The sequence below is a fragment of the Achromobacter spanius genome, from assembly GCF_029637605.1.
Classification (GTDB): Bacteria; Pseudomonadota; Gammaproteobacteria; order Burkholderiales; family Burkholderiaceae_B; genus Achromobacter; species Achromobacter spanius_E.
In genome coordinates this window covers 5,964,291-5,981,340 of record NZ_CP121261.1, presented here as the reverse complement: position 1 = coordinate 5,981,340, position 17,050 = coordinate 5,964,291, and the positions used below count along the sequence as shown (strand labels likewise).

Genomic DNA, 17,050 nt, shown 5'->3' with positions numbered 1-17,050 from the left:
GGTTTTTGATACTTGGGAGCCCTCATGCCCTCTCGCCACAACGATGCCGGCATCCCCACACTGACCCAGCGGGCCGAACCGACGCTCTACGCGCCGCGCACGCCGGTAGAGTCCGACGAACCCGAAACACCCGTTCTGACCGAACTGGCCGACGACGCCGCCGCTGATGCCGACGACGCGTTTCCCTTGCTGACCGACATCGCTGATGGACGTGGCCAGGACTGGGACGTGGACGAAGCCCCGGCGGCGGTTCACGTTGGTGCCGCGCAAGCCGCCACCTCGCTACCCGATGCGTCGGTGTTGAGCGCGCGGCTGCAAGCCGAGGTTGAGCAACTGATGCGCCGTGCACTGGACGATGCCATCGAGCAGATTCAAACGCGCATGGACGCCGAATTACCGGGTATCGTTTCCCGGGTATTGAACGAGGTTCGCCCCGGGTAAACAGGGTGCCCAACGGCAGGTCTAAATCTTCCAAAAACTGGATTCTTCAGGGAACTGTAAGGTATCCTTCCCCTCTAAGCCTTCTAGGCAATTAATTTTGGCGCATACAGGAGTTCTCCATGAACGAATTTCGTCCGTCCCCTTTTAACCGTTCCGGCTCGGTCGCTGGCGCGCCGGGAGAGGTCGCGCGCAACCAGGTGCTGCGCAACACGTACTGGCTCTTGGCCCTTTCGCTGATTCCCACGGTGCTGGGCGCGGCGGTCGGCCTCTACACCGGCATCAACCGTGTCATGGGCGCCAGCCCCGGCCTGTCGGCCATCGTGTTCCTGGTGGGCGCCTTCGGCATGATGTTCGCCATCGAGAAAAACAAGAACAACTCGATGGGCGTGGTGCTGCTGCTGGCCTTCACGTTCTTCATGGGCATCATGCTGTCGCGCCTGCTGGGCTTCGTGATGGGCTTCAGCAACGGTTCGCAGCTTGTCATGACGGCGTTCGGCGGTACGGCGATCGTGTTCGGCACGATGGCCACGCTGGCCACCACCATCAAGCGCGACCTGTCCGGGATGCAGAAATTCCTGTTCATCGGCGCGGTCGTGATCCTGGTTGCGGCGCTGGCCAACATCTTCCTGCAAATGCCCGCACTGATGCTGACCATCTCGGTCATGGCCATCCTGGTGTTCTCGGCGTTCATGCTGGTTGACCTGCAGCGCGTGGTCAATGGTGGTGAAACCAACTACGTGTCCGCCACCCTGGCCATCTACCTGGACGTCTACAACGTCTTCTCGAACCTGCTGATGCTGCTGGGCATCTTCGGCGGTAACCGCGAGTAATCGCGCCCCGCAAGTTCAGTACCGAAGGCCTACATTCGCATGTAGGCCTTTTTCTTTGGAGCGTTCCCATGCACGATCGCCGCCGCTTCCTTCAGACCGCCGCCTGCGCCGCCCTGCTGGGACCCGCGGGTGCCGCCCAGGCCCTGAGCGCCAAGCAAGCCATGCTGAAGCGCGCCATTCCGTCCACCAAGGAACAGATACCCGTCATCGGCCTGGGCACTGCCGACACCTTCAACACCTCTCCCGATGACGCGGCGGCCATGCAGCCCTTGGCGCAGGTACTGGAAGCCTTCACCAAAGCCGGCGGCACCCTGATCGACACCGCCCCCAGTTACGGCCAGGCCGAGGCGGTTGTGGGAGCGCTGCTGGCGCGCGAAGGCGGCAAAGGCAATCCGTACTTCCTGGCGACCAAGATTGGCGCGCGCGGCCACGACGCCGCCATGGCGCAAATCCGCGCATCACAGAAGTACCTGGGCCGCGACAAACTGGACCTGATCCAGATCCACAACCTGATCGACACCCGCAATCAACTGGGCTTGTTGCGCGACCTGAAGCAGCAAGGCGTGATCCGCTACGTCGGCATCACGCACTATCTGGACCATGCCCACGACGAACTGACCGAACTGGTCGAACGCGAAAAGCCCGATTTTCTTCAGATCAATCTGTCAGTGGGTGCGCGCAACGCCGAAAAGCGTCTGCTGCCGGCTTGCCAGGCCAACGGTGTCGCGGTGCTGATCAACCGCCCCTTCCAGGACGGCGCCCTGTTCCGCCAGGTCAAAGGCCGCGCCCTGCCCGGTTTGGCTGCCGACATCGGTTGCACCTCCTGGGCGCAGATCTTCCTGAAATTCATCATCGGACACCCAGCCGTCACCGCGGTCATTCCCGCCACCTCCAAACCCAAGAACATGGCGGACAACGCACTGGCAGGGTTCGGGCCGCAACCCGACGCGGCCATGCGCGACCGCATCGCCGCCCTGCTGGCATAAGCCATGGCCTCTGCCGGCCTTGGCTCCCTGCGTGGCCGCATTGCGCGCGCCTTGGGCATCCATGAAGCGGAAATCGCGCCAGCAGCCTGCGGCTTCGCGTTCTTTTTCTTCCTGTTTTGCGGCTATTTCATGCTGCGCCCCATCCGCGAAACCATGGGGATCCAGGCGGGCGTGAACCAACTGCAATGGCTGTTCACCGCCACCTTCTTCGCCACCCTGGCAGTAGTGCCCCTGTTTGGCGTCTTGTCCTCGCGCGTGCCTCGCTCAACGCTGCTGACCTGGGTCTACGGCCTCTTTGCCCTGACCATGGCGGGCTTCGCTGCCCTGCTGTACCTGCAACCTGGCAGCATCTGGGCCGCGCGCGCGTTCTATGTTTGGCTGTCGGTCTTCAATTTGTTCGTGGTGTCCATCGCCTGGAGCCTGATGGCCGATGTGTTCCGCATGGAATCAGCCAAGCGCCTGTTCGCCTTGATTGCCGCCGGCGCCAGCGCGGGCGGCCTGTGCGGTCCGCTGCTGGGCGCGTTGCTGGCCGGCGTGCTTGGCCCGGCGGGCCTGTTGCTGCTGTCGGCGCTGCTGCTTACGGCAACGCTGCCGCTCAAGCAATGGCTGTTGCGATGGCGCGCCGCCACGCGCACGGACATCAGCCTGGAAGACATCAAGCACCCTATTGAAGGCTCGGTCCTGGCCGGCATTTCGCGTATTTTCCGGTCGCGCTACCTGCTGGGCATTTCGCTGCTGGTAGTACTGCTGGCCACGCTCAACACCTTTCTGTACATGGAACAGGCGCGACTCGTCGCTGACACGTTTCCCGACACCGCGCAGCGCATCCGCGTCTTCAGCGCGCTGGACTTCACCGTGCAGACGCTGGCGCTGCTGTCGCAAGTGTTCATTACGGGCCGCGTGGCCGCGCGCCTGGGGCTGCGCTTTCTGTTGACCGCGGTACCGCTGGCGGTGGGCTTGTCGTTCCTGGCGTTAGCCGCGTTTCCAGTCTTCGGCGTGTTGGCCGCCGCGATGATCCTGCGCCGGGCCGGCGAATACGCCTTGATCAGACCGGGTCGCGAAATGCTGTTCACGGCGGTCCCGCCCGAAGACAAGTACAAGACCAAGAGCGTCATCGACACCGTTGTGTACCGTGGCGGAGACGCCGCCAGCGGCTGGGTCAAGGCAGGGGTGGACATGCTGGGCCATGGCGCGTCGCTCATCGCACTGTTGGGCGCGGCCGTGGCGCTAGGCGCGGCAGCCGTGGGCTATGCGCTGGGAAAACAAGCTGACGCCAGAAAGCCGGACGATCATTAGATTTTCCCAAACAAGCATCTTAGTAAACCAAACGGATCTCGCGGGCGGCCGCCGCACAATGGCGCAGCTCTCAACGCCTGGGGAATCGTCATGAAACGCTCTGCCTGCCTTGCCGCCCTGCTGCTTTGCCTTAGCGCCACGTCCGCGCACGCCGCCTATCCCGAAAGGGCCATCACCTTGATCGTGCCTGCCGCCGCAGGCGGCAACGCGGACATCACCGCGCGCCTGATCGGCCAGGAGATGAGCCGTCAACTGGGTCAACCCGTCGTGGTCGAAAACCGTGTTGGCGCCGGTGGCCGCATCGGCACCCAGGCAGTGGTTCGAGCCCCGGCCGATGGCTACACCATCGGCTATGCCCACGTCGGCACGCTGGTGCTGCACCGGTTCTTGTTCAAACAACAACTCTACGACCTGGACCGCGACGTAACGCCGATTGGCCTGGTGGCAGAAACACCCAATGTCATCGTGGTGAACGCGGCCTCGCCCTATCGCGACCTGAAGAGTTTCATCGAGGCCAGCCGCGCCCAGCCCGACCGCCTGACGATGACGTCGGCGGATCCGGGCACGACCAGCGAGGTGGGCGTGAAGCTCTTCATTGCCCAGACCGGCGCGGCCGTGCGCCAGATTCCCTACAAGGCAACGGCCGCGCAGCTTTCCGACCTGCTTGGCGGCCACGTGGACGCCATGATGGAGAACCTGCCCCCGCTGATCGGCAATCTGAAGGACGGCCGCCTGCGCGCGCTGGCCGTCACGACGCGGTCGCGCGCCGCGTCCAATCCCGACGTGCCGACGGTGGCCGAACAAGGCTACCCAGACTATGAACAGTCCGCCTGGAGCGCGCTGATCGCCCCCGCCGGTACGCCTGCCGCCGCCATTGACCGCCTGAACGCGGCGATGAACCAGGCGTTGCGATCGGAAAATGTCGCAAAAGAACTGCGCAGCCGTTCCCAGGCGCCACTGGGCGGCACCCCGCAAGACGTACAAATCCAAATTCGCAAGGAGCTGCCCAAATGGGAAAACATCATCAAGGCCGCCACGCTGGATTAATGTCGGCAGGCGATCCTGCGGCGGGCGACCCTGCGGCAGGCGACCCTGCGGCAGGCGACCCTGCGGCAGGCGGTCCTGCGGCAGGCACCTCGGCCGGAGGCGCCACATGATCCAGGTAAGCCGGGAAGACTTCTCTGTCGCCGCCGCGACCAACGACTCAGCCTACCGCCGCATCACCATCCCCGTGTTGCGGATCGATGCCGGCCCCGGCCCCGCCGTTGCCCTGATTGCCGGCGTGCATGGCGACGAATGGGAAGGCCAGGCGGCCATCCTGGATCTGTGGCATCAACTGCCCAACGCTCTGCAACGCGGCACGGTCTATCTGCTGCCCGCCGTCAACGTGGAAGCCTCGCTGGCCGGAACACGGCTGTCTCCCACCGATGGCGGCAACCTGAATCGCGCCTTCCTGGGCGCCCCGGCGCGCGGCTACACGGAAAGCATCGCAGCCGCCCTGGAGGCGCGCCTGCTGCCCCGCGTGCAGGCCATGGTCGACGTGCACAGCGGTGGCGCGTCCCTGCGCTATCTGCCGTCATCCGTGATCACGCGCTACGGCAACGATGCCTACGACGAGCGCCTGCCAGCCCTGGCGCACGCGTTCGGGCTCCCGCATTGCGTGTTCTTTCGCGGCAATGAAGCGGGTTCCCTGCCCGCCGCGGCCAGCCGCCACGGCGTCCTGCGCCTGAGCGCCGAAATCGGCGGCGGCAGGGAAACCCACAGCGGCCTGGTCGAACGCTGCCGCGATGGCCTGCTCGGTTGCCTGGGTGAGCTGGGCCTGTTGCCCAGCCAGCCAAGCCCCCGCACTTCAGACCCCCTGCTTTATGACCTGGACGCCCCCGCCGCCACCCTGCGCGCGGGCGAAGCCGGCGTGTTTGTGCCTGGCGTTGAACTGGGGCAGTCCGTCACGGCGGGCCAACTGATTGGCCGCCTGATCGAACCCGCCCGCCCGGACACTCCCATGCGCCCCTTGCACAGCCCCCAGGCGGGCACGGTCGTGTGCCTGCGCGCCATGGCCCGCAGCGACGACGGCGACTGCCTGCTGCAAGTCGCGCCCGCCCTTCCCCTTGAATCCCTCGTGTCGAAATACTGACCCATGCAGATGAACCCAAGATTGTCCGGCCTGCGTTGTATCCGCTGTGCAAGCCTGTGGGCGCCCGGCGACTACCCCGAAGGCTGCCCCCATTGCCTCGCGGCAGGCCACCCCGCCACGCTGGAATGCTGCTACGACTCGCCCGGCGACAACCATGCCATTGCCTTGCCGGTCCTGGCAGCCATCACGCTGGGTGAAGGCAACACGCCCTGCCTGGAAGCATCGGACCTTGCCCAGACCGAAGGCATCGGCCAGCTTTGGCTGAAATGTGAAGGCGCCAACCCCACTGGTAGCCACAAGGACCGCATGGCGGCCCAATTGGTATCGCGGGCAAGGCTGGCCGGCGCGACCCGCGTGGCGGCAGCTTCCAGCGGCAATGCCGGCGTGTCGATCGCCGCCTATTGCGCCGCCGCCGGCTTGCAGGCCGATATCGCCATCACCCGCAACTGCCCGCCCTTGCAACGCGAGGCCATGCTGCGCTTTGGAGCCAGGCTCAGCACCTTCGAAGACAGCCTTGCCCGTTGGCCCTACGTGCAAGACCTGTGCCGTAACCACGGCGCATTCGCGGGCACCAACTATTTGAACCCGCCCGTCGGCACACACCCGTATGGCGTCGAGGGCTACAAGCCCATCGCCGCCGAGATCCTGGACCACTGCGGCACGCCGACCGACATCATCGTGCCCACCGCGCGCGGCGATCTGCTGTGGGGAATCTTCCTCGGTTGGCAGCACCTGCTGCAAAGCGGCCGTATCCAGCGCCTGCCCCGCCTGCACGCCGTCGAGCCCCATGCGCGCTTGTCGCAGGCCCAGGCCACGGGAGATGCGCGCGGCTTGTGGGACGCGGCAACGGAGCAGTACTCGATTGCGGGCGGCACCTGCACGCTGCAGTCACTGGAAGCCTTGTCGCGCTCGGGCGGCACGCCTGTTGATATTGACGACAAAGCCGCCACCCAGGCGCAGCAACGCCTGGAACGCAGGGGCGTCGGCACCGAGCTGTCGTCGGCCGCTGCACTGGCGGCGGTGGCCAAGCTGCGGCGTTCCGGTGTATTGGATGCCGAATCGTCGGTGGTGCTGATGCTGACTTCAGACGGCCGCCGGGGCTGAACGGGCCCCCGGCTCTGCAGCTCCGGCGATCTTCGCCGTAGCGCCTTACCGCCCTACCGCCTCACACGCCGAAGCGTTCCACCAGCGGGGCCAACGCGCCGCGCAGGCAGGTGACCCAGAATTTGCCGGCCTCGGACAGGGGCCGGCTGCCGTGCAGGATCATGTGGCATTCAAAATGCACGGGTGCGGTCAACGGGCGATAGCACAGGCCCGCGGCCTCCATCCCCACGGCGGTTGCCGGGTTGGCGATACCGATCCCATGCCCCGCCAGGGCCAATTGACACACGGTGCTGGAGTACGGGGTTTCAATCGCCACGTTCAGGCTTAGCCCCGCCTGCAGAACCAACGCATCCAGACGCTTGCGCGAGCCGTCCTCCGCATTCAGGGCGATGACCTCCGCATCCGCAAGATGGCTGAATTCCACGCGCTCCACGCGCGCCAGCGCATGGCCGGCGGGAAACACCGCCACGGCCCGCAAACTGGCGAGCCGATGGCCCAGCAGCCCTTCCAATTCAGATTCGTCAGCCACCACTGCCAAGTCGAGTTCGCCCGACACCACCATGTCGCGCAAGGTGTTGGAGTCTCGAATCTGCAGATACAGGGGCGTGTCGGGATAGCGCGTGCGAAATCGCGAGATCGCGTCGCTGACGATGGCGCCGCCGTACGCGTGGATGCAACCAATGCGCAGGCGCGGCTGCGCAGCGCCACGGATCGCGCGGATCTTGCGCCCCAGGCTTTCCAGCCCCACGTTCAAGCGGCGGATTTCCTCGTACAGCAAGGTGGCCTCGGGCGTGCGCTGCATCCGCTGGCGCACACGTTCGAACAAGCGCAACTCAATGCTGGCTTCCAGCGCGGCCAGGGTCGCGCTGACTGTCGCGGGCGACACATCCAGCCGCCGGGCGGCAGCGGTCACGCTTTCCGTTTCGTATACGGTGCGGAACGTCTCGACCTGTTTCAGTGTGAAGGTCATAGGCGCGGCGCAGCACGCTCAGACGCGCTGCAAGTCCATCAGAACGCGGCGGGTGGACAACGGGCGGCCAGCAAGAATTTCAGCCAGGCGCTCACGCAAGTCGCGGCGCAGCGCGGGCTCGATAGCGGTGTCTTCGAAATCAGGCGCGGCTTCGTCCACGCCGTAGCCGGTCTCGCGCAGCAAGGTCCATTCAAAGCGGCGCAACGCGCCCGCGGCGCGTGTGCCGTTGGACAACTGCTGCAACGCCATGTCGTAGGCATCGAATAACAAGGGGTGGGCGTCCTCGCGCGGCAGCAGACGCAGCAACAGCTCGTTCATGTACCAGGCGGACATCAGTGCGGTGCCGGTCAACGGGCGGATGCCCGCGATTTCGGCGCGCGTCAGTGTCTTGACTTCGCCGTTGCCGGTCCAGGACAGCAGCAAGGGCTGAAAGGCCGACAACACGGGCCGCAGCACCGAGTAAGGGCGCTTGGCGCCCTTGGCGACCATGGCCACACAGCCATGATCGCGGGAAAACGTCTGAACAATAAGGGAGGTCTCACGCCACGCGGTGGCGTGCAGCATAAAGCCCGGGCGATCCTGGACGCGAGGCGCCCGTCTACTCATAGCCCAGATCGCGGAGCGCACCCTCGCGGTCGGACCACCCCTTGCGCACCTTGATGTAGACCTCAAGGTGCACGGGCTTGTCCAGCAGCTTGGCGATGTCCTGCCGCGCCTCCGTGGCAATACGCTTCATGTGCATGCCGCCCGTGCCCAAGAGTATGGGCTTGTGGCTGTCGCGCTCGACCACCACGCAGGCGTTGATGCTGGCGCCCTTGTCGGTCTCTTCCCATTGCTCGATGACGACGGTACAGCCGTAGGGCAGTTCGTCGCCGACCAGGCGGAAGATCTTCTCGCGCACCAGTTCGGCGGCAATGAAGCGCATGGGGCGGTCGGTCAGAGTGTCTTCTTCGAACATCGCCTCGCCTTCGGGCAGGCGCGTGGCAATTTCTTCCAGCAACTGATCCAGTTGCTGGTTCTTGGTGGCGCTGACGGGCACCACGGCACCGAATGGATGCAGCGCCATGATCTTGGAAACGAAGGCGAAGAGATCATCACGATTCTTCATTTGGTCGATCTTCGAGACGACCAGGATGGTGCGTTCCGGGTTGGGCAACAGCGGCAGCAACTTGGCGTCGCCTTCCGACCACTTGCCGGCCTCGACCACATGCACCACCACGTCGACGTCGGCCAGGGCCTGCGTCACGACGCGGTTCATCATGCGGTTCATGGCGCCGCCATGGCGCGTCTGGAAACCGGGGGTATCAACGAAGACGAACTGCTCGTGTTCGCGCGTCAACACACCATGGATGCGGTGGCGCGTGGTCTGCGCCTTGCGCGACACGATGGAGATCTTGGAACCGATCAGGGCGTTGGTCAGCGTGGACTTGCCCACATTGGGGCGGCCAACGATGGCAACAAAGCCGGTACGAAAAGGGGTATCGCTCATTTAGTCTCTTGAGCCACTGCCACGGGCAGCGACAATTGCGCGGTTTTGCGCGCCTTGCCCGACTTGCGGGCAGCCTTGGTGGCCGGGCTGATGGCCAGCGCAGCCTCCAAAGCCAGCTTGGCCGCCGATTGCTCGGCTGCGCGGCGGCTGGCGCCGGGCGCCGTAACCTTGATCTCGAGCGCCGGGATGGCGCACTCGACTTCGAACTGCTGGCTGTGGGCCGCGCCATGCGTGGCCACCACCGTGTACAACGGCAGCGCCAACTTGCGGCCTTGCAGGAATTCCTGCAGCAAGGTCTTGGCGTCCTTGCCCAGCGTTTTGGGGTCAACCGAGGCCAGCACCGGCTGGTACTGGCGCACGATCACGCGGCGCGCGGCCTCAAAGCCCGCGTCCAGGAAGACGGCGCCAAACAGCGCCTCGACCGTGTCAGCAAGAATCGATGGCCGGCGGAACCCGCCGCTTTTCAATTCACCTTCGCCCAGGCGCAGATACTGCGAGAGCTCCAGGCGCTGAGCGATATCCGCCAGCGAGGCCTGCTTGACCAAATTGGCCCGCAGCCGCGACAGGTCGCCTTCGTCAATTTTTGAATAGCGCTCGAACAGCATGGCCGCAACGACGAAGTTCAGCACGGAATCCCCCAGGAATTCCAAGCGCTCGTTGTGGCGCGCACCATGACTGCGATGCGTCAGTGCCTGTTCAAGCAAAGCCGGATCACCGAAGTGGTGATCCAGGCGGTTTTCTAGCGTGGCTAGCGACATAATCAGTTGAACCGGCCGATGCGGCTGAGATCGCTGAAATTCATCCAGATGAAGAACGCGCGTCCGACGATATTGGCTTCAGGTACGAAGCCCCAGTACCGGCTGTCCGCGCTGTTGTCCCGATTATCACCCATGGCGAAATAACTGCCTTCGGGTACTTTGCAGCGTACCCCATTGCGGCTGTATTGACAGTTCTGACGGTGAGGAAATTGCCACATCGGCGCATAATCCTGGGGCTTGCTCTCATCTAGCAGTATTTTGTGCTCAACATCGCCCAACTTCTCTTTATATTGCGCAATATACGAAACCCGGTCCGGCTCGAAGTAGTCACCGTCGCGTAGATGGGACACGAGTTCGCCGTTGACGTACAGTTTTTTGTCCAGGTAGGCGATTTCATCGCCGGGCAGGCCCACCACGCGCTTGATGTAGTCCACGTCCGGATCAACGGGATAGCGGAACACGAACACGTCGCCGCGCTTGGGTTCGCCGATGTCGATCACTTTCTTGTCGATCACGGGCAGGCGCAAGCCATAGCTGAACTTGTTCACCAGGATCAGGTCACCGGACTGCAGCGTGGGCAACATGGAACCCGACGGAATCCGGAACGGTTCCACCACGAACGAGCGCAGCATGAACACAAACAGAATGACGGGAAAGAAGCTGACGGCGTATTCGATCCACCAGGGCACGCGTCGCGCAATGTCGCCGGCTTCGCGGCGCAGGCGTTCGGCTTCCTGGGCGTCTCCGACCAGGGCCGCATCGTACTGCGCCATTGCCGCTTGCGCCCGCGCTTCACGGCCACGCCGCAGCACCGCCAGATCAAGCACCCAGATAATGCCGGTCAAGACCAGCAGAACAAACAGGATCAGGGCAAAGTTCCAACTCATCAGCTAACCGCCTTCTTTTGGTTCTACTTGTCTTCCACTTGCAGGATGGCCAGGAACGCCTCCTGCGGAATCTCAACGCTACCCACCTGCTTCATGCGCTTCTTGCCGGCCTTCTGCTTTTCAAGCAGCTTCTTCTTGCGCGAGATATCGCCGCCGTAGCACTTGGCCAGCACGTTCTTGCGCAGCGCCTTCACGTTTTCGCGCGCGATGATTTCCGCGCCGATGGCAGCCTGGATGACCACGTCAAACATCTGGCGGGGAATCAGCCCACGCATGCGGGTGACGACGTCACGAGCGCGATGGCGGGCATTGCTGCGGTGAACGATCACGGCCAGCGCGTCGACACGGTCGTTGTTGATGAGCAGATCAACGCGCACCACGTCGGCCGAGCGGTATTCCAGGAATTCGTAGTCCATCGACGCGTAGCCGCGCGATACCGACTTCAGCTTGTCGAAGAAGTCGAGCACGATTTCGGCCAGCGGAATCTCGTACACCAGGTGCACCTGACGGCCGTGATAGCTCATGTTGACCTGCGAACCCCGTTTGTTGTTGCACAGGGTCATGACCGGGCCGACATAGTCCTGCGGCATGAACAGCGTGACCTTCACGATGGGTTCGCGAATGTCCTGGATCTTGCCCACTTCGGGCATGCGCGACGGGCTTTCGACGGTAATCACGGAACCATCACGCTGCTCGACCTCATACACCACCGACGGCGCGGTGGTGATGATGTCCATGTCGAACTCGCGCTCCAGGCGTTCTTGCACGATTTCCATGTGCAACAAGCCCAGGAAGCCGCAGCGGAAGCCAAAACCCAGGGCTTGCGACACTTCCGGCTCGAACATCAGCGCGGCGTCGTTCAGCTTGAGCTTGTCGAGCGAATCGCGCAGTTGATCGTATTCAGAGCTTTCCACCGGATACAGGCCAGCGAACACCTGCGGCTTCACTTCCTTGAAGCCGGGCAGCGCGGAGGGTGCCGGCTTGTTGGCCAGCGTGACCGTGTCACCGACTTTGGCGTCTTCCAACTGCTTGATGCCGGCGATGATGAAGCCCACTTCGCCCGCCGACAAATGCGGACGCTGCTGCGACTTCGGCGTGAACACACCGGTCTGCTCGCAAAGGTGGGTGGCGCCAGAGGCCATCAGCAGGATCTTGTCCTTGGGCTTGAGCACGCCGTTGATGATGCGCACCAGCATGACCACGCCCACGTAGTTATCGAACCACGAGTCAATGATCAGGGCTTGCAGCGGCGCCTCGGGATCGCCCTTGGGCGCCGGCACGCGCGCCACGATGGTTTCCAGAATTTCGTCGATGCCCATGCCCGTCTTGGCGCTGGCCAGCACGGCTTCGGATGCATCAATGCCGATCACGTCTTCCACTTCCTGACGCGCGCCGTCGGGATCTGCCTGCGGCAGGTCCATCTTGTTCAGCACGGGCACCACTTCCACGCCCAGCTCGATGGCGGTGTAGCAGTTGGCGACCGTCTGCGCTTCCACGCCCTGCGACGCATCCACCACCAGCAGCGCGCCTTCGCAAGCCGACAGCGAGCGGCTGACTTCGTAGGAAAAGTCCACGTGCCCCGGGGTGTCGATCAGGTTCAGGTTGTAGACCTTGCCGTCATTCGCCTTGTATTGCAAGGAAGCGGTCTGGGCCTTGATGGTGATGCCGCGCTCGCGTTCGATTTCCATGGAATCGAGCACCTGCGCCGACATTTCGCGATCCGCCAATCCGCCGCAGCGCTGGATCAAGCGATCGGCCAAGGTCGATTTGCCATGATCGATGTGGGCAATGATGGAGAAGTTGCGAATATGCTGCATGCTTGAAATTATAAGGGACGGAACACTTGGCACCAGGCCGGAAGACAGCGCCGCCGGAGAAGGCACGGCTGACGAGAGAGGGGCACCGACGGGTGAAACCCGAAATTCGGGCAAAACCCGACATCCAGGCAAGGCCCGACATCCAGGCATCACCCAGCCCCCCGGGCAAAACGAGGGGGCGCCAAGCGCCCCCTCTTGCGGCAACCAGCCATTTTAGCCGGTCTTGGGCATTTTTTTCTGCCGGCTACCCGCAGCCTGGCAAAAAGGCGCCCCAGCGGGGCGAACCCGCCCTACTTCGATGCAGGCACCGCGACCCATTGCGTCTGGTCCCCGCGGCGAACCAGCAGGCCCACGGTGCGGCTCTTGTCTAGCTTGGCCACGAGTTCGCCGAATTGCTTGGCGCCAGTCACGTCGGTGTCGTTCAAAGCCAACACGATGTCGCCTTCCTGCAGACCGGCCTTGCCGGCCGCGCCCTCGGCGACCTTCACCTGGACACCGCCCTTGATGCGCAGCTTCTTTTGCACGTCGACCGGCACATCCACCACACCCAGGCCCAGCGCATTGGTCACTTCCGGCACGGGCGCGGCCTTCTTGTCGGCGGCCGCCGCCTTTTCGGTCGGGATCTCACCGACCTTGACCGACAACGTCAGGCTCTTGCCCTTGCGCCACACTTCCATGGCGGCGCGCGTGCCCGGCTTGGTTTCGCCCACGATGCGCGGCAGGTCGGACCAGCGCTTGATCGGTTCATTATTGAACTTCAGGATCACGTCACCCGGCTGCACGCCCGCCTGCTCGGCAGGCCCGTCGACTTCAACGCTGCTGACCAGCGCGCCTTCCGCCTTGGGCAGCCCAATGGCCTCGGCCACGTCCTTGCCCACTTCGCCGATTTGCACGCCAACCCGTCCGCGCGTGACCTTGCCGGTCGTGCGCAGTTGGTCCACGACACGCATCGCTTCGTCGATGGGAATGGCCAGGGAAATACCCATGAAGCCACCGCTACGCGAAATGATCTGGGAATTGATACCCACCACCTCGCCATCCAGGTTGATCAAGGGCCCACCCGAATTACCCGGATTCACGGCGACGTCTGTCTGGATGAACGGCAGATATTCACCGGTATCGCGACCGATCGCGCTGACAATGCCCGAGGTTACGGTGGAGTCCAGACCAAACGGCGAACCGATCGCCAGCACCCATTGGCCCTTCTTCAGCTTCTTGGGGTCGCCAATGACCAGCGGAACCATGTCCTTGGCATCGATCTTGATCAGCGCCACGTCGGTACGTTCATCGGTGCCGATAACTTTGGCCTTGAATTCACGGCCGTCGGTCAAGGTGACGTAGATATCCGTTGCATCCACCACAACGTGATTGTTCGTCAGGATGTAGCCATCGTCAGACACGAAAAAGCCGGACCCGACGCCGCGCGGCACGGTGCGCTCTTCAGGCTGGGGACGTTGGCGCGGTGCAGGCACTTGCCCGCCGCCACCAGGGGGTTGAATGTCGGGGCCGAAGAACCAGCGGAAGAGTTCGTAGGGGTCGCTACCGCCGCCGGGGCCTGCCCCGCGGACCGGCACGGTGGCCGTCGTACGGATGTTGACAACCGCCGGGTCGGCTTTTTCGACGATTCCCGTGAAGTCGGGCAACGCCACCAAGGGCGTTTGCGCCACAGAAGCGGGCACATAGGCGGCAGACATGAAAACCCCTGCCGCCACGGCCGCCAGAAAGCGCCGGAAAAAAGCGTTCGACACCGTCATTGCTTTCATAAATTACTCCGAAGTTGCTGCTTGCTGCCTGGGGGCTTGAGCGTGCATCACTTGGCCCCAGCGGCCGGCACGTATTCTGTCGCTTGCGCCAATTGTTCCAGCGTTTCCACGGGCACCTCGCCCATGGCCGTCAACCAGAAGTCAGCAATGCGCGTGCCGTAAACCGTAATGGATCCACGCTGCGCGGCACCCAACGGAGGATGATGTCCGCGCTCACTGTCGTAAGGCTCGATGAAGACCGAAATAGCCGCCAGGCCATCGGACAACACCATCTGGCTGACCGCCGCGCCGTGTCCCATCGAACGCGACACCTGCATGATCACCTTGAAACCCTTGGGAGCGGGAATGCGCCAACCTTGGGCCGCCAGGTCCACCGGCTTCATGGCCGATTCCAGCACCTTCCAGTCGCGCGTGCTCCACTGCGAACTCAACTGTTGCGGATCGACATCCGCCCCCAGGCGCAGCGACGTGAACGACACCTGCTCAACCACGCCGCGGGCCGCATTCAACGTTTGCGCCTTAAGCAGCAGATTGGTTTCAACGTCGGCGCAAAGGCGGTAACCGTAGCGCAGCTTGTCCAGCGGTTCGATCGTGATCAGGCGACATTCGCGGCCCGCCACCCGATGCAGCTTGGACTCGGTGCGAATTTTGTAGTGCTCGGCAAGATTGGCCGGATCGCCCAGCAACAAGCCGGGAAAGCGGTCCCCGCGCCGGCGCTCGATCAGGACGGTCTTGCGCTCGGGAATCAGGCACTGTACGTCATCATTGTGACGCAGGTATTCGCGCGGCTGGCCATCCAGGATCTCCAACCGTTCACGTTCACCGGTGCCGTCCAAAACGTGCACCAGCCGCGAAGACTGGATCAACTCGCCCTGCTGATACATGAAGACGCCCGCGTAGTCCTGCTTGCGCGCGGCCTGCTGGATGCGCGTCAGCAGCTGGACGACATCATCGGCGGCGGGGGCCGCGTCGGCGGCGCGTGCAGGCTCATGGGCAGACAGAAAAGCGGTCAGAAGCGTAGCGGCAAACCATCCGGCTCGATGTGCGTTCCAGGAGGCTGCGCGCGGCCAACGTGTCGGTAACGCCAGCGCCATCAACGTCCGGCTCCGGCGTCGAACGAGACTTGTCGCACCGCGCTGGGGCCCGCCATCTGGCGATGGGCCTCGAGGTAGTCGCGCAGGCCGGCATCATCAGCTGCGGAGGCAGAGGCAGGCGTGCCGCTGGCATCGGCCAGCACGCGCACTTCCGTGGCCGGCGTGCCGGTCAGGTAAGGTTGCGCCACCCAGGCGACCGTAGCCACCGCAGCCGCCACGGCCAGACCAGACAGGCCGACCCGCAACGGCGAACGTCGCCGCGGCGCGGCCACGATAGGCAGCTCCGCATCAAGCGCGCGCGCCAGTCGCGCCTGGAACGCGGCACTGGGCGTCAACGCCAGGTCGGCATTGCGTAGAGAATCACCGATCAAATGATAGGTGTCCCAGGTCTGACGTCCTTCCTTGGACAACAGGCTGGAAATAATATCGTCGGAATCTTCTCCGTCCATCCAGGCGGAAACCGATTCCTCCCAGGAGGCCTCGGCGATCTCAACGGACTTGGCTGCTGTTTGCATGACTGCCACTCCTTACCAGCGACGCTCGGCATCGGTGCCTAGCAATGGACGCAATTTGGTCGCAATGGCCTCACGCGCACGAAAAATGCGGGAGCGCACCGTACCAATGGGGCAATCCATGCTTTGGGCGATGTCTTCGTAACTCATACCTTCGATTTCACGCAGGACAATTGCGGTGCGCAACTCTTCGGGCAATTCCTCGATGGCCGCGTTCACCGTCTCGGCGATTTCGCGGCTGGCAACCATGGATTCCGGCGTGCTTATGTCCGTTAGGTTGTCGGTTTCGTTAAAAGTTTCACCGTCTTCCGTTTCTATCGCATTGGGCGCGCTGGGGCGTCGGCCCTGCGAGGCCAGCCAATTGCGCGCCGTATTGATAGCGATACGATACAACCAGGTGTAGAACGCGCTATCGCCCCGAAATTGCGGCAAGGCCCGATAAGCCTTGATGAATGCTTCCTGGGCTACGTCCTCGATTTCCGAGGGGTCGCGGATCATCCGAGCCAGCAGGCGCAGGATCTTGCGCTGGTACTTGAGCACCAACAGATCAAAGGCCTTCTTGTCGCCTCGTTGAACGCGCGCGACCAACTCCGCGTCGACTTCGCGCTCGCTCATGACGTCTCCCGCCTACGTGCCGCCGGCCGAGCGTGCTGCCCCGTGCTGGTCAGCAGGCAAAGGCGCCGCCAGGACTCGGGGTGCAACGTCCGCTGCCAGACGGTGAGGGTGATTGTGCTATTTGTAAAGACGGTACTCCCGGTGGGCAATGGCTGCAAAATGAGCGTAAGCCAGCGAGGGCCGCGCAGGCGATCCAACAGCCGCGCGTCTTGCCAGCCTTGCGGCTGGCGAACCTGCCAGCTACCCACCCCAGCCGTGCGCAACGCCGATACTGGGGACGGTCCGCTCCGTGCAGAGTGTAACAGCCAGGCCGGCACAAGCAGCAACGCAATCGCCATCGCCGCGGCCTCTGCC

The 17,050-nt window shown here is 63.6% G+C and carries 17 protein-coding genes and 1 pseudogene; 8 read left to right on the top strand and 10 right to left on the bottom strand.

Going from position 1 to position 17,050, the window contains the following annotated elements:
* Positions 1-24: 24 nt before the first annotated feature.
* The 8 genes and pseudogenes from P8T11_RS26790 to P8T11_RS26760 all read left to right on the top strand — a co-directional run bounded on the left by P8T11_RS26790 (position 25) and on the right by P8T11_RS26760 (position 6,791).
* Positions 25-441 carry a hypothetical protein gene (locus P8T11_RS26790; RefSeq protein WP_268079244.1) on the top strand — a complete coding sequence of 139 codons (417 nt, stop codon included), beginning with the start codon at positions 25-27 and terminating at the stop codon, positions 439-441.
* A 119-nt stretch (positions 442-560) separates the two neighbouring features.
* Entirely contained in the window at positions 561-1,271 is a 711-nt protein-coding gene (locus P8T11_RS26785; RefSeq protein WP_268079245.1) for a Bax inhibitor-1/YccA family protein, read from the top strand.
* Between the two features lie 68 nt (positions 1,272-1,339).
* Positions 1,340-2,257: an aldo/keto reductase gene (locus tag P8T11_RS26780; RefSeq protein ID WP_268079246.1), complete on the top strand. Its 918-nt coding sequence runs from the start codon at positions 1,340-1,342 to the stop codon at positions 2,255-2,257.
* 3 nt (positions 2,258-2,260) lie between these two features.
* On the top strand, positions 2,261-3,553 hold the full coding sequence (locus P8T11_RS26775) for an NTP/NDP exchange transporter (protein WP_268079247.1): 1,293 nt from the start codon (positions 2,261-2,263) through the stop codon (positions 3,551-3,553).
* 90 nt (positions 3,554-3,643) lie between these two features.
* On the top strand, positions 3,644-4,600 hold the full coding sequence (locus tag P8T11_RS26770) for a Bug family tripartite tricarboxylate transporter substrate binding protein (RefSeq protein ID WP_268079248.1): 957 nt from the start codon (positions 3,644-3,646) through the stop codon (positions 4,598-4,600).
* 12 nt (positions 4,601-4,612) lie between these two features.
* Positions 4,613-4,675 (top strand): annotated as a pseudogene (locus P8T11_RS29280) (hypothetical protein); the annotation flags it as partial.
* A 31-nt stretch (positions 4,676-4,706) separates the two neighbouring features.
* Positions 4,707-5,687 carry a succinylglutamate desuccinylase/aspartoacylase domain-containing protein gene (locus P8T11_RS26765; RefSeq protein WP_268079249.1) on the top strand — a complete coding sequence of 327 codons (981 nt, stop codon included), beginning with the start codon at positions 4,707-4,709 and terminating at the stop codon, positions 5,685-5,687.
* A gap of 3 nt (positions 5,688-5,690) precedes the next feature.
* Positions 5,691-6,791: a pyridoxal-phosphate dependent enzyme gene (locus tag P8T11_RS26760; protein ID WP_268079250.1), complete on the top strand. Its 1,101-nt coding sequence runs from the start codon at positions 5,691-5,693 to the stop codon at positions 6,789-6,791.
* A gap of 61 nt (positions 6,792-6,852) precedes the next feature.
* Here the strand turns inward: P8T11_RS26760 and P8T11_RS26755 are convergent, their stop codons facing one another.
* The 10 genes from P8T11_RS26755 to rpoE form a co-directional block, all read right to left on the bottom strand.
* Entirely contained in the window at positions 6,853-7,761 is a 909-nt protein-coding gene (locus P8T11_RS26755; RefSeq protein WP_268079251.1) for a LysR family transcriptional regulator, read from the bottom strand.
* An 18-nt stretch (positions 7,762-7,779) separates the two neighbouring features.
* Positions 7,780-8,367: a DNA repair protein RecO gene (recO, locus tag P8T11_RS26750; RefSeq protein ID WP_259251871.1), complete on the bottom strand. Its 588-nt coding sequence runs from the start codon at positions 8,365-8,367 to the stop codon at positions 7,780-7,782.
* On the bottom strand, positions 8,360-9,250 hold the full coding sequence (gene era / locus P8T11_RS26745; protein WP_268079252.1) for a GTPase Era: 891 nt from the start codon (positions 9,248-9,250) through the stop codon (positions 8,360-8,362). The genes recO and era overlap by 8 nt, the downstream gene beginning before the upstream one ends.
* Positions 9,247-10,008 (bottom strand): ribonuclease III, encoded by a 762-nt coding sequence (rnc, locus tag P8T11_RS26740; protein ID WP_046802607.1) that lies wholly within the window; start codon positions 10,006-10,008, stop codon positions 9,247-9,249. The genes era and rnc overlap by 4 nt, the downstream gene beginning before the upstream one ends.
* A gap of 2 nt (positions 10,009-10,010) precedes the next feature.
* Positions 10,011-10,895 (bottom strand): signal peptidase I, encoded by an 885-nt coding sequence (gene lepB, locus P8T11_RS26735; RefSeq protein WP_268079253.1) that lies wholly within the window; start codon positions 10,893-10,895, stop codon positions 10,011-10,013.
* A 23-nt stretch (positions 10,896-10,918) separates the two neighbouring features.
* The gene (gene lepA / locus P8T11_RS26730) at positions 10,919-12,712 is read right to left on the bottom strand and encodes a translation elongation factor 4 (protein WP_268079254.1); all 1,794 of its coding nucleotides are present in this window, start codon (positions 12,710-12,712) and stop codon (positions 10,919-10,921) included.
* 290 nt (positions 12,713-13,002) lie between these two features.
* Positions 13,003-14,475 carry a DegQ family serine endoprotease gene (locus P8T11_RS26725; RefSeq protein ID WP_268079255.1) on the bottom strand — a complete coding sequence of 491 codons (1,473 nt, stop codon included), beginning with the start codon at positions 14,473-14,475 and terminating at the stop codon, positions 13,003-13,005.
* Positions 14,476-14,522: 47 nt separating this feature from the next.
* Positions 14,523-15,569 (bottom strand): MucB/RseB C-terminal domain-containing protein, encoded by a 1,047-nt coding sequence (locus P8T11_RS26720; RefSeq protein ID WP_268079256.1) that lies wholly within the window; start codon positions 15,567-15,569, stop codon positions 14,523-14,525.
* Entirely contained in the window at positions 15,569-16,084 is a 516-nt protein-coding gene (locus P8T11_RS26715; protein ID WP_268079257.1) for a sigma-E factor negative regulatory protein, read from the bottom strand. The genes P8T11_RS26720 and P8T11_RS26715 overlap by 1 nt, the downstream gene beginning before the upstream one ends.
* A gap of 12 nt (positions 16,085-16,096) precedes the next feature.
* Positions 16,097-16,696 (bottom strand): RNA polymerase sigma factor RpoE, encoded by a 600-nt coding sequence (gene rpoE, locus P8T11_RS26710; RefSeq protein ID WP_006218045.1) that lies wholly within the window; start codon positions 16,694-16,696, stop codon positions 16,097-16,099.
* Between the last annotated feature and the right edge of the window lie 354 nt (positions 16,697-17,050).